Source organism: Calothrix sp. UHCC 0171 (assembly GCF_034931845.1).
In the GTDB taxonomy this organism is placed as follows: Bacteria; Cyanobacteriota; Cyanobacteriia; order Cyanobacteriales; family Nostocaceae; genus Brunnivagina.
The window spans coordinates 47683-60691 of sequence record NZ_JAYGHN010000018.1 but is presented as its reverse complement, the minus strand read 5'-3'; the positions used below and the strand labels follow the sequence as shown (position 1 = coordinate 60691).

The window sequence follows — 13009 nt, the reverse complement described above, 5'->3', positions numbered from 1 at the left end:
ATGCCTCTATCAAATTCTGTCATCCGTCGCTATACACCTCCTACTTGTACGCTGGAAGTTAAGGCGCAAAGCTCACCATTATCACAATGGATGGGTAAATCAGTTCTCAAGCAACTACGCTTTGAACTTCGTTTTGACGATCCGCGATTACCAGAAGAACAGAGGATTGCAATCAGAGGCGATCGCGATCGGCTGGAAGCCTTGTATGCAGTGGTGACAGGCTACGTCAAGGAGTTCCTCCAAAAATCTCCAGATCAATTTTGGGAAAGCTATTCAATATCATCAAATCAAGATCGAGATTTAAACAATACAGAAATACAAGATTCTGCGAATTTTTCATCGCCAACCAGCACTTTAGGAAAACCATTTAATCCCGAAATACCCAGAACTGCACCCAAGGGTGATATTTATATCGAACCCAGCAGTCACTTATCACATAATTTATTTCTCGGTTCATTAGCTTCCCAAGTACCTGGAGGAGTAGTTAAACTTAGCCTCCTGCAACTCTTCGATCTTGCATCTGCCCTTGACGAGTATTCCAGTGATGTACTGGCATTACCCAACCTGGAAAGCCGTCGTCGCAGTTCTGGAGTGCCAGCTTGGGCACCAATTGCCGCAGTTATTGCTGTGGCTGTAGGTTTAACACCTCTGACTCTACAGTATGCAAATCGTAGCCGCCAACAAACAGCAAATAAAGAAACAGCTAAACAGGAAAACGTCGCTCTGCAAGCTCCAACTTCAGAGACACTACCAACACCTTTACCCAGCCTGTTAACACAAGATGGTTTGCCCAACCTGGGAGGATTACCGCCAACACCACCCCCTGGTTCCACAAACGTAACAATACCTAATGCTGGCGCAGTTCCTGGTTCGCCAACCACCACGACACCTGGGGCACTTCCTCCCAATGCACAGGTATCTCCGGGTACTGGTGCTAACTCAGTCGCACAATTACCAGCAAATGTAGGGACTAACGCTCCTTCTAGTGCTTCTAATCCGGCTAATTTCAGTTTTCCAACTGCACCCGTACCGTCATCGGGAAGTGCTTTTTCTATACCTGGAGCAGCAAATCCCAAATTACCAGCCATTAGTAGCAGTAATATACCTCAGACACCACCTTCGCTGCCGCCTTCAATTCTCCTGCAACCCAATATTAGTCAAAGTCCCACGAAAAATACTAATTCGGCAAGGGAAAGCTTACCTACAGATATCTCCGCCCTACCGCTCTTGTCACCAGAGCCAAAACCAGCAAATCCCCGTACTAGCACACAAACTCAAGGGACTTCGCGCCCGAATGCCAATGATCCTTCGGAATTAATTGGTAGATTGCGGGATGCTAGAAATACCACCGATTTGGCTACCACCAGTAATACCAGCAGAACTAGTAATAGTCCTGCAAATCAAAGCGGTACAATTTTTGATACTCCTCAGGTTGCAGAAGCTAGAAATGCCCTGAAAAGTCGTTGGCAACCCCCTACAGGGTTAAAGCAGAGTTTAGAATACAGTTTATTAGTTGGTGTTGACGGCACAATTGAGCGGATTTTACCTTTAGGTAGAGCTTCACGGGACTATATCGATCGCACGGGAATGCCTCTGATTGGTGAACGTTTTGTATCTCCCAACCGTAATGGGCAATCTATACGTATTCGTGCTGTTTTTGCTCCTGATGGTAAAGTTCAGACTTTCCCGGAAACCGATTAAATATAAAAAACAAAAGGGTTGTGGTAGCAACCCTTTTAAATTTATTGTGAGTTCGATGAGTGATAAAGGCTGAAACTATTATCCAGTATTATGTGTGATAACTAAGAGTTTCTAAAAATCTCTGAGTTTATTTGAGAATAGAATTCAGTAACCCTTGAATTTGTGAATTATTGATTTGGTTCTCAACTAATGATTGAGGTAGCTTTGAGCCTTAGTGTCCAAAACCATTGATTCACAAGGTTTATAGCGTTTGAAATCCGTCGAATTCACGTTAAATTATAGGGAAAATCACAGAAAGTTATTGAGCGTCTAGATACGGGAGCGATGGTAAATGTCCTTCCCTATCAAATAGGAGTTGAATTAAAAGCTATTTGGGTAGAGCAGACAACAATGCTTGAACTTAATAACGTAATTTGCTAGTTACTGGTCAAAAATTTATCAAATTAATACAGAATAGTTTATTTTAGAAGTATAAAATACTTTAAAGCAGTATTTTATACTTAAGATACAGTGTTTTTATGATCATATAGATAAAGTTGACATTTGTGGTTCTTCCGTCCTCTTTATGGGGATTGAGATTTTTTGTCGCAAAACCATTACGGAACACATAATTAAAAGCAATTATGTTACTTTTCTATGTTAAATCCTTACGCAATAGTGCCTTTGTTATTTTTCTCTAAAAAAAACAAAAGAATCATATTTGTTGTATCTGATAAATATTGAAACATCAAAACGAAATAAAGGTTTATTTAAGATTTAGAAAGCAGGACTAAGGTTGTATGCAACAGAATAAATGGATGTGCAACGGCATTGCAGAGGATGGTCAGCAGCATCCGAACCAAGAGCTTGAAGGTATATATAAGCCATACGATAACTCTGGTAATGATTATGTCGTATGCCATCAGAGACAGGAACAAGTGGTAGGTGACGCTTCTAAGTCTCCTTTTAAAGCGATCGCGATTTCACTACTTGCAGGCATCATTGCAACTTTAGGGGTTGGGTGTGGGACGGTTGGTGGTTCGTCGTCACCGACTCCGTCAGCCTCAGCTTCACCATCAAAAGAGACCGGATATCAATGCAGTACAGATAAACTTGTCAAGAAATCGGGTAATTTGTTTGGTGCTATTGAGATAGGTAGTAAGGGTGTAAAAGGAAAGGTGATTCAAGAACTGGAAACTCTTAATGAGGATGGAGCTAAACTTATAGTTTTTAGAAAAGAAAAAATTGAAGATCGAAATGTGAATGCTGCTGACCCCAACTCAAAATCGGTAACTATTGTGGAAGCTGTAAAGTCTACGTTTCACGATATCCAAAAGCGATTTAACATCTCCTGTGAGCAAATATTGATATATGGAAGTAGTGGGCTTGCAGAGGAACTTGCAAAGAAAGCTCCTCAGAAGAAGGAAGATATTGTCCAAGAAGTCCAACAAGCAACTGGAAGGACGATGAAATTTATTACCTCAGAGGAAGAAGGTAGTTTTGTTTTTGATGGGATTGTTCCAGCTTGGAGACTTAACGAGACTATTGTAGTTGATATCGGATCGGGTAATACGAAAGGAGCTTACCTTGACTCTAATGATAAACACATTACATTTTCTTTTCCGTTTGGCACAGGGACTTTTACTAAGGAAGTAAAACAGAGCCAGGGAAATATTGATTTTACGAAAGCCGCAGAGAATGCAAAGCAGAAAAAGTTAATACCACAAATAGCCAGTGAAGTTCAGCTTAAACCAGGTATGCAAACTTTACCAAGAGTCTATCTAGCAGGTGGTATCTCATGGGCACTATCTACACTTACACGACCTTGCTCACAACCGTACACTGTCAGAGGAGAAAAACAAGACCGGCTTGATTCATTTATTCCGATTTCTTCAGAAGACATTAAGACTTTTTATTACAATGCTACACAAGATCGAAAGGCTCTGTTTAACCCAGACCTAAGTAATTGCAGTGCTGAACGTCGAAAAGAAGTGCAAAAAGATATAGCAGACATTAAAACAAAGATTTTTTCAGAAGACGAGCTAATTGCAGGAGCTGAGATTATTCGCGCTTTTAATCAAGAATTGAATTTTTCTGGAAAACAAGTTTTCTTTGTACCTTCTGCAAAAGATGCTCTTCCAATAGGTTATCTTCAGCAGCAGCTAAAGAAGGTTGAGGAAGATGCCGATCAGTAAGCATAGATAGGTTTGCGAATACTTTACTACATTAAGTCGTAATTTTACTGAAAAATCTTGGTAAATGACTGATAATACTTGTATGTACCAGTATATATACAGTCATGCTCTGTTGCCTCAATCCAGATTGTAAGAATCCTTCCGTACATGACAGTACCAAATATTGCCCTGATTGTGGTGCTCCTTTGTTGATACTTAGAAATCGGTATAGTCCGGCTAAATCTTTAGGTGGTGGTGGTTTTGCCAAAACCTATTTGGCAGAAGACGTTGATAAGTTAAGAGAAAAATGCGTTATCAAGCAATTTGCGCCACAAGTACAGGGAACCGCAGGACTGCAAAAGGCAACGGAATTATTTGAGCAGGAAGCGAGGAGACTACAACAGTTAGGAGAACACCCACAAATTCCCACTTTGCTGGCTTATTTTCAAGAAGATAGTCATTTGTATTTAGTACAGCAATTTATTGATGGGCAAAATTTACTCGCGGAACTGCAACAGCAAGGAACTTTCAGCGAGGAAAAAATACGGGATTTATTGCAGGATTTGTTAAATATCCTCCAGGTTGTACATCAACAAAAGGTTATTCATCGAGATATAAAACCAGAGAATATAATTCAGCGCGGTGATGGCAAAATTGTTTTAATTGATTTTGGTGCATCCAAGCAACTGACACAAACGGTAGTGGCAACACAAGGAACGATGATTGGTTCTTTTGGTTATGCACCTTTGGAACAAATGCAGGGAGGAGAAGCTTACCCTGCTGGTGATTTATATGGTTTGGGTGCAACTTGCTTTCATTTGTTGAGTGGGATTCATCCTTGGGAACTGTGGAAGCGACAAGGTTATGGTTGGGTTAGAAATTGGCGAGAAAACTTACAACAACCAGTCAGTCAAGAATTGGGGCAAATTCTGGACAAGTTGCTGCACGAAGAATATCAGCAGCGTTATGACTCCGCACAAGAAGTATTACAAGCTTTAAACCCTTCACGTGCACCAGTACCCTCAACCCAGCCAGTAATTATAAAACCAGCATCATCACCAGCACCAGTACCCCCAACCCAGCCTGCACTTCCTACCCCAGCACCATCACCAGTATCTCCTACAGTACCCATTCAAGCACAAGCAGCACCAGCAGCATCAATAAAGCCGTCTACAAAGCCGAAAATAGCAACAAAAAACCTACTAACACAAAATCCTAAGCTGAAAAAAGGGTTAGTGGTAGGTGCTGCTATTACCTTATTGGGATTAGTTGGAAGTCAAATCTATGGCTATGTTCGCTATGGCTTATTTCCAACTGATCTGATATTTTTATTTCAGTATGAAAGTTTTCTCAGTAGTTCTTTCTCAGAAAGAATGCTGACTGGGCATTCCAGTTTAGTTCGTTCCGTTGCCTTTAGTCCAGGTGGTAAAAGCCTTGTCAGTGGTAGTGGAGACAAAACCATCAAACTGTGGGACTTGTTAACTGGAGAACAAATCCATACCCTCATAGGACATTCTGATAGCGTTAGCTCCGTCGCCATTAGTCCAGATGGTAAAATCCTTGTCAGTTGTAGTGGGGACAAAACCATCAAGCTATGGAACCTGGAAACCGAAGAAGAAATCCGTACCCTCATAGGACATTCTGATAGCGTTAGTTCCGTTGCCATTAGTCCAGATGGTAAAACCCTCATCAGTGGCAGTTGGGACAAAACCATCAAACTGTGGAACCTGGAAACCGGACAAGAAATCCGTACCCTCAGAGGACATTCTGATCATGTTGTTTCCATTGCTATTAGTCTAGATGGCAAAACCCTTGTCAGTGGCAGTTATGATAAAACCATCAAACTGTGGAACTTGCTAACTGGAGAACAAATCCGCACCCTCACAGGACATTCTGATAGCGTTAGCTCCGTCGCCATTAGCCCAGATGGTAAAACCCTTGTCAGTGGTAGTGGGGACAAAACCATCAAATTGTTGAAACTGGAAACTGGAGAAAAAATCCGCACCCTTACAGGACATTCTAATTTGGTTAGTTCCGTTGCCATTAGTCCAGATGGTAAAATCCTCATCAGTGGAAGTTGGGACAAAACTATCAAACTGTGGAAACTGGAAACCGGAGAAGAAATCCGTACTCTCACAGGACATTCTAATTTGGTTAGTTCCGTCGCTATTAGTCCAGATGGCAAAATCCTTGTTAGTGGCAGTTATGATAAAACCATCAAAATTTGGCGGTTGTACTAAAAATTGCACTTTCTCTGTTTCTCAAATTTGATACCAACTTAACATCGATTAGATGACAGATCAAATAAACAGACAATTATCTAATGCGGTTTTTAAAGTTTTATCTGTCGTGAATGCCATTTAAATTGACGTGAGTTCGACGGATATCAAACGCTATAAACCTTGTGAATCAATGATTTTAGACACTAAGGCTCAAAGCTACCTCAATCATTAGTTGAGAACCAAGTCAATAATTCACAAATTCAAGGGTTACTGATTCTATTCTCAATAAACTCAGAGATTTTTAGAAACTATTGGTTATCATACATAATACTGGATAAGAGTTTCAGGCTTTATCACTCATCGAACTCACGTTAAATTTAGTTCCAATTTAATGGCAATCACATCCCGATTCCAACTACTTGATGAAATAGTTAATCGCGGGATTTTTTATGATTAATCGCTTTCTGCTTTCTACGTCGTTTCTGAGCAGCTGCAACAGCACCTTCCACTGGATATCCAGCAACAGGAATAACTTGATACTTACGCTCGTCCTCCAACTTGCGGAGTTCGGTGTAATCAACCCAATGAATGCAGTCAACCGGACAAGTATCAATTGCCTCTTGCACCATTTCTTCAGAATCCCCATCCTGACGAATCACACGCGATCGCCCATAATCTGGTTCAATATAAAATGTATTCCGAGCAACATGGGCGCAGTGTTTGCAACCGATACAGGTGATTTCATCAACGTAAACACCTTTTTGCCGCAAGATGCCGCCTAATTCTGGTTCAAATCCAGAGCGTTCCGGAGACTCCCGTAAAAATCCTCCTAATTCCGGCTCCAAACCAGAACGATTATCGTCACCATCTACTGGCGAGGCTACAAAATCAGCCATGACACCAATTCTCCCAAATGTTGGTAATCACAAAGCAATTGCGTAGCTTGCAAATCGTTTTTAACCTGCTTGACAAGTTACATAGGCTCAAGCTAGTTAACCTACGGGATACGCTGAAGCACAACAGCAGATACTTCCTCTTTTCCCGCAGGATACGACGAATTTCCCAACAGGGATTATGCACTCCAACGCTGTACAACTAAGCGAATCGAACCGTCTTCGTTATTTTGTTGTTCGGCAACTTGGAACCCAGCACGGGCAGTCTCTTTCATTACTGTTTGAAATGCATAACGTTGAGTAATTTTACGTAAAAACCCTTCCACAGACAAATCTTGCTGCCAATACTGTAAATCAGCTACAAGTTCATATTCATTACCATTCCAGCGAAAGCCAATGTCGTAATTGTTATCTTGGGCGATCGCAATTTCTGCGTCGTGAGTTTGACCGCGATAACCCCTTACCTGACAAGGACCTGGCTTCCAATCAATGCCTAAGTCTGTAAGTGCTTCTTGCAAAGATTCAAGGTTACGGATTTGGGTTTTGATTTGGCTAAAATGTGACATGGTTTTTTGATTTTTGTGAATGCGATCGTGTGAATGTAATTACCGTTGAAGTAAACAGACTTGAAATTTAAAGTTAGATCGAAAAATTCAGTCGAAAATTTACCAGTCGCTGAAACTTGTCTGCGCGTTCGCCACGCCAGATTGTTGTACCTGTTGAGTCGCAAAATATTCTGAGGTTGGCTCGTGATTCATTACTAGTCCTAGCTGTGCCTCGATTGCCGCAGTGACTTCAGCGCAGGAAGCACCCACAATCCCAGTGACTTTTTCTTGTACCCGACCATCTGGATAGATAATGAATTCTAATGTTTCCATTTTTATGCCAACCACGAATTGAATACGCTCGGATTGTACTGCTCTAGCAGGAGGCTACATAAAACAGCCTGGGGAACATGTCTTGAAGTTACAAACTTGCCATTTGTTAACTAATGTTCCACCTATCAAAATATATATCTCAGAATCTTTACAAAATTTATTACTTTTATTAGGTAATACATCTGCTATATGTAAGTTTCCCTTAACCTTGGGGATTAGTCAAGCTGGGAAATCAACTTGCAATGTAAGTATAAGATGCCGATGAAAGCTCATTCAGCAAGGACTTGCACCGATATATCCAATGGAAAACTGTTCAGAATTATTGAAAAAGTTTATCATTATGATTGAATTTATCTGAATATTGATGAATTTGCGAGGGGGAATTGGGCACAGGGCAAGACTGAACTAAATCTATGTTTATCAGGGATTGAGCCAGGACAAGCCAATATTCTTCGATTTGGCGTAAGTGCCATTTATAAATAAAAATCTAAAATTCAAAAACTCAAATCCAAAATGTTATAAGCTTTTGGATTAACCCGAATAATTTGCCTAAATTATTTTGATTTAGATTTACTTGATATATGAGTCCAGAGCAAGCGATCGATTTGAGAAATATGTCAGCAAAGATGCGCGTTGGAGTATTGGGTTTTGGAGGATTAGGGCAAGCAGCAGCCAAGGTGCTTGCACCCAAGCAAGAAATGCTATTGGTAGCAGCAGCAGATAAAAATGGTTATGTTTATGCAAATGAGGGGTTAGATGCGAAAACCTGTATCACCACATACCAATCTCAAGGCTCATTGGGATATTTAGAGCCAAATGGCAAAATTACGACTGAAAGTATTGAAGAGTTAATTGCTAGCGGTTGCTCCGTCGATGGTTACTTTTTAGCCTTGCCGAATCTTCCCAATGACTTTATTGCATCGGTTGCCAAGCAGTTTATCAAATTAGGTTGGCGTGGGGTACTTGTTGATGCAATTAAGCGCACCAGTGCAGTCGAACAGCTTTTGGCAATGAAAGCCGAACTGCAAGCGGCAGGAATTACCTACATGACAGGATGCGGGGCAACACCAGGTTTGTTAACGGCAGCCGCATCACTAGCCGCCCAAAGCTATGCGGAGATACATCAAGTGGAAATTACTTTTGGTGTGGGAATTGCCAATTGGGAGGCATATCGTGCCACAATTCGCGAAGATATTGCCCACATGCCGGGTTACAGTGTGGAAACCGCTAGGGCAATGACAGATAAGGAAGTTGAAGCATTATTAGATCGAACCAACGGCATTTTAAAATTAGAGAATATGGAACATGCCGATGATGTCATGTTAGAAATGGCAGGAATTTGCGATCGCGATCGAGTTACTGTTGGTGGTGTAGTCGATACTCGCAACCCGAAAAAGCCCCTGAGTACCAACGTCAAAATTACCGGACGTACCTTTGAAGGCAAAATTTCTACCCATACTTTTACATTAGGTGATGAAACTAGTATGGCAGCCAATGTTTGTGGACCTGCATTTGGATATTTGAAAGCGGGAATACAACTTCACAAACGCGGCATCCACGGAATCTTTACCGCCGCAGAAATTATGCCGCAATTTGTCAAGTAAACTTGATCCAAATTTGAAGTCATGATGACTTAGGCAAGGTTCACAATAAATCATCAATGTATCTGTGTTCATGTCTGATACCGTTTCTCCAAAATCTGGCAACATATAAATCTTTGTGTTACTTAGCTTTTGGAGAATTGGTATTACTTTGGCGGCAGGAGTAAATCCTCCGTCAAGTTATTCTATAAGATATCCGATTGAATACTTATTATTAAAACTGACACGGAGACTTAGAGACGCAGGGAAGGGGAGAAATCTCAATTGTCTGTTTATTTTTATACATAATATTATTTTTCTTTGCGTCGCTCTTATCTTCAATTATTTAGGCGAACTTGATATGATTAATCCCTAACGCCAAATCTTGATCAAATTATCATCCCCTGCACTGACAATTGTCTTCCCATCTGGACTAATTGCAACAGAACGAATGTAATTTTCATGTCCTGTGAGGGTACAAATTTCTGTTCCTGTTTCCACATGCCAAACTTTAATTGTTTTATCCCAACTGCCACTAACGAGAATATCCGAGTTTTGACTGAGGGAAATTGATGAAACGACATCAGTATGTCCTGTCAGTGTGCGGATTTCTTTACCAGTAATCACATTCCAGAATTTGATTGTTTTATCACTACTACTACTGATAATAACTTCACCTTCACGGTTAAATAAAAGACAATTCACAAAAAAACGATGACCAGAAAGTGTATATATTTCTTGACCTGTATTTACTTGCCAAACCTTGATTGTACAGTCAGAACTAGCACTGGCAAGTAATTGTCCATCAGGGCTAAAAGCTAAGGAATTAATAGCATCTTCATGTCCAGCAAAAGTATTAATTTCATTACCAGTATTTACTTGTGTAATTTTGATAATGCAGTCAGCACTGCCACTGGCGAGTAATTGTCCATCGGGACTAAAGGCAAGAGCGTTGACACTGTGGCAATGAACTGTCAAAGTACAAATTATTTTACCTGTATGAAATTGCCAAAGTTTAATACTATTGTCCCAACTACCACTAGCTAAGATTTCTCCATCATGGTTGAAGGCAAGAGTCCAAACTGAATCGTTATGTCCAGAAAACCAGCGTCCTAATTGGCGTAGTTTTTCCCCTGTCTGTAATTTCCACAGTTTGACTGTATTATCATTACCACCACTAACAAAAAACTCTCCACTAGGACTAATAGCAACTGCATAAACCATACTCCTATGTCCTTGTAGGGTACGATATGCCTCCGGCGAAAAGCTCTGCTTCCCAGATTGCCCACTGTAATATTTCCAGTTCTGTTGAGGTGGAATAACCCTTGGTGATATGTGAGTTGGAGGAATAGGTTGGGAAATAATAGTGGTTGGAATATTTGCCTGTACAGATGGTATTATTGTTGGCGGTACAGAAGAAATTTCGTCAATACCAGAACTCAACAAGCTTAACCATTCTGCCACTGACTGGGGGCGAAATTGCGATCGCATTTCCATCCCCTGTAATATTGCTAGATTCACCCCGGCACTAATACTAGGGTTGAACTTTAATGGTGTTTCCAAGGGAACATTACGGAGGCGATCGTCAGCACTTGTCGGTACTACTCCTGTCAGCAATGTATAAAGAGTTGCAGCCAAACCATAAACATCAATATATTCACCTCGTATTGCTTCTAGCTGATACTGTTCCGGTGGAGCAAATCCAGGTGTGCGATATACCGTATGTCGTTGGACAATACCAGGTATAAATTCTCTAGCAATTCCAAAATCAATCAACACCGCTTCCAATTTCCCCGTGCGAATCATGATGTTACGCGGCTTGATATCTCGGTGTAGTAACCCTTTACGATGAATTACCGTCAATGCATCACCAATTTGATTGATGTAAAGTAGCGCTTCTGTTTCTGAGACTATCCCTGTGCGTCGGAGTCGCTTACCTAAATCTTCGCCTTGAATATATTCCATCACCATACAAGGCAAATTCTCTTCATCGAAAATATTCTCGATTTGCACCACATGGGGATGACGACAAACAGCCAATCTCACAGCTTCATCACGAAAATCTTGTCGCAATTTATCGCGATGTGGTTTCCAGGAACGATTATTTAATATCTCTTCTTTGAGGGTTTTGATAACTCGCAGTTGATGTGATTGAGTTTTCGCCAGATAAGTTATGCCAATTCCACCTTCCCCAAGTTTACCTTCGATAATGTAGCGTCCCCCAAATAACGCCTGTCCTGGATTCCAGTCCATAGTATAGTATGAGTGCTGATGACACCGATGCTGAAGTTGCTTCCAAAATCAAGTCAGATGACGATATTGAATAAATGTTAAATAAATATTAAATAAATATTTAGATCAGTACAGATATTAATAATTCTAATCTTTAATTAAATATGAATCACTCTCAAGAAATGAAATGTTAGCAATTTACATAAACAATAAAAATTAATTTTTCAAACAACGCGAATTAATTTAGTTAATGTCTATGCATAAATCTCTTGTAGAGGGCGTTTATATGTTTATGACGAGCTATTTCAGCCCGTTATATATTCTTATATATTGAATATATTGATAGTGTGAAACCTAGGTAGTCTAACAACAAAGTTCGACACAACAACTAGTTTCAGATGCAAGCGAGATAAAAATTATGTTAAAAAATCTGCGTTTGAGACAAAAATTTACAATTCTGTTGCTGGCAATATTACTAATGGGTTTAAGTTTGAGTGGATTTGCTCTATCTGCCCTACTCAGACAAAATGCCAAAAACGATATTGCCGCAACTGGTGTAATGCTGATGGAAACCATGACTTCAGTACGAAACTACACAACCAATCAAATCAATCCGGAATTGAAAGAGAAACTGGAAGTCAAGTTTTTACCGCAGACAGTACCAGGATATTCAGCACGGGAAGTATTTGAAGTTTTGCGGCAAAAGAAAGGTTATCGAGACTTTTTTTATAAAGAAGCAACTCTCAACCCGACTAATTTACGTGATAAAGCGGATAACTTCGAGGCAGAAGTTGTCGAAAAATTCCGCAAGAATAGCAATTTAAAAGAGCTAAGTGATTTTCGGAAACTATCAGGTGGGGATATTTTTTATATTGCACGTCCTTTAGCAGTTTCGGAGCCAAGTTGTTTGGAATGTCATAGCACTCCAGAAGCAGCACCAAAGAGTATGATTGATCGTTATGGTAGTACAAATGGATTTGGTTGGCAGTTGAATGAGATTGTTGGCGCTCAAATCATCTCTGTACCTGCCAATACAGTTATTAATAGAGCTAATAAATCATCTTTTGTAATTATCGGATTAGTTTCAGCTGTTTTTGCCGCAGTGATTTTATTAGTAAATATCTTTTTGAATAGTCAAGTAATTCGTCCTCTCAAGCATATTACCCGTGTTGCTGAGGAAGTAAGTACAGGACATATGGATGCAGAATTTGACAAGTTTGGGAATGACGAAATTGGTAATCTTGCTAAAGCATTTAAACGGATGCAACTGAGTTTAGAAATGGCAATGAATCGATTAAAGAAATCTCACGGAAATACTAGTACATGAAGGCAGTAGTTATTTAGCTTGAA

At 40.3% G+C, this 13009-nt stretch carries 9 protein-coding genes; 5 read left to right on the top strand and 4 right to left on the bottom strand.

What is annotated here, in order from left to right; translation table 11 throughout:
* The 3 genes from VB733_RS15175 (at position 1) to VB733_RS15165 (ending at position 6094) form a co-directional block, all read left to right on the top strand.
* On the top strand, positions 1-1701 hold the full coding sequence (locus VB733_RS15175) for a DUF4335 domain-containing protein (protein WP_323340894.1): 1701 nt from the start codon (positions 1-3) through the stop codon (positions 1699-1701).
* Positions 1702-2480: 779 nt separating this feature from the next.
* On the top strand, positions 2481-3875 hold the full coding sequence (locus VB733_RS15170; RefSeq protein ID WP_323340893.1) for a hypothetical protein: 1395 nt from the start codon (positions 2481-2483) through the stop codon (positions 3873-3875).
* A gap of 104 nt (positions 3876-3979) precedes the next feature.
* Positions 3980-6094, top strand: coding sequence for a serine/threonine-protein kinase (locus VB733_RS15165; protein WP_323340892.1), 2115 nt, complete (start codon positions 3980-3982; stop codon positions 6092-6094).
* A gap of 413 nt (positions 6095-6507) precedes the next feature.
* On the opposite strand, the gene VB733_RS15160 is transcribed toward VB733_RS15165, so the two are convergent.
* The 3 genes from VB733_RS15160 to VB733_RS15150 form a co-directional block, all read right to left on the bottom strand.
* Positions 6508-6972, bottom strand: coding sequence for a ferredoxin (locus VB733_RS15160; RefSeq protein WP_323340891.1), 465 nt, complete (start codon positions 6970-6972; stop codon positions 6508-6510).
* 176 nt (positions 6973-7148) lie between these two features.
* The gene (locus VB733_RS15155) at positions 7149-7535 is read right to left on the bottom strand and encodes a DUF1257 domain-containing protein (protein WP_323340890.1); all 387 of its coding nucleotides are present in this window, start codon (positions 7533-7535) and stop codon (positions 7149-7151) included.
* Positions 7536-7634: 99 nt separating this feature from the next.
* Positions 7635-7847: a DUF2997 domain-containing protein gene (locus VB733_RS15150; protein ID WP_323340889.1), complete on the bottom strand. Its 213-nt coding sequence runs from the start codon at positions 7845-7847 to the stop codon at positions 7635-7637.
* Positions 7848-8428: 581 nt separating this feature from the next.
* On the opposite strand from VB733_RS15150, the gene bioU reads away from it, so the two are divergent.
* Positions 8429-9451 carry a (S)-8-amino-7-oxononanoate synthase BioU gene (bioU, locus tag VB733_RS15145; protein ID WP_323340888.1) on the top strand — a complete coding sequence of 341 codons (1023 nt, stop codon included), beginning with the start codon at positions 8429-8431 and terminating at the stop codon, positions 9449-9451.
* Between the two features lie 348 nt (positions 9452-9799).
* Here the strand turns inward: bioU and VB733_RS15140 are convergent, their stop codons facing one another.
* Complete coding sequence (locus VB733_RS15140) at positions 9800-11680, bottom strand: serine/threonine-protein kinase (RefSeq protein ID WP_323340887.1); 1881 nt, start codon at positions 11678-11680, stop codon at positions 9800-9802.
* Between the two features lie 397 nt (positions 11681-12077).
* Here VB733_RS15140 and VB733_RS15135 point away from each other — a divergent pair, with 397 nt between their 5' ends.
* The gene (locus VB733_RS15135; protein ID WP_323340886.1) at positions 12078-12986 is read left to right on the top strand and encodes a c-type heme family protein; all 909 of its coding nucleotides are present in this window, start codon (positions 12078-12080) and stop codon (positions 12984-12986) included.
* The last annotated feature ends 23 nt before the right edge of the window (positions 12987-13009 follow it).

Coding starts and splice junctions, on each gene's coding strand:
- VB733_RS15170 (WP_323340893.1), top strand. CDS start 2,481: ATGCAACAGAATAAATGGATGTGCAACGGCATTGCAGAGGATGGTCAG.
- VB733_RS15140 (WP_323340887.1), bottom strand. CDS start 11,680: ATGGACTGGAATCCAGGACAGGCGTTATTTGGGGGACGCTACATTATC.
- VB733_RS15150 (WP_323340889.1), bottom strand. CDS start 7,847: ATGGAAACATTAGAATTCATTATCTATCCAGATGGTCGGGTACAAGAA.
- VB733_RS15160 (WP_323340891.1), bottom strand. CDS start 6,972: ATGGCTGATTTTGTAGCCTCGCCAGTAGATGGTGACGATAATCGTTCT.
- VB733_RS15165 (WP_323340892.1), top strand. CDS start 3,980: ATGCTCTGTTGCCTCAATCCAGATTGTAAGAATCCTTCCGTACATGAC.
- VB733_RS15175 (WP_323340894.1), top strand. CDS start 1: ATGCCTCTATCAAATTCTGTCATCCGTCGCTATACACCTCCTACTTGT.
- VB733_RS15155 (WP_323340890.1), bottom strand. CDS start 7,535: ATGTCACATTTTAGCCAAATCAAAACCCAAATCCGTAACCTTGAATCT.
- VB733_RS15135 (WP_323340886.1), top strand. CDS start 12,078: ATGTTAAAAAATCTGCGTTTGAGACAAAAATTTACAATTCTGTTGCTG.
- bioU (WP_323340888.1), top strand. CDS start 8,429: ATGAGTCCAGAGCAAGCGATCGATTTGAGAAATATGTCAGCAAAGATG.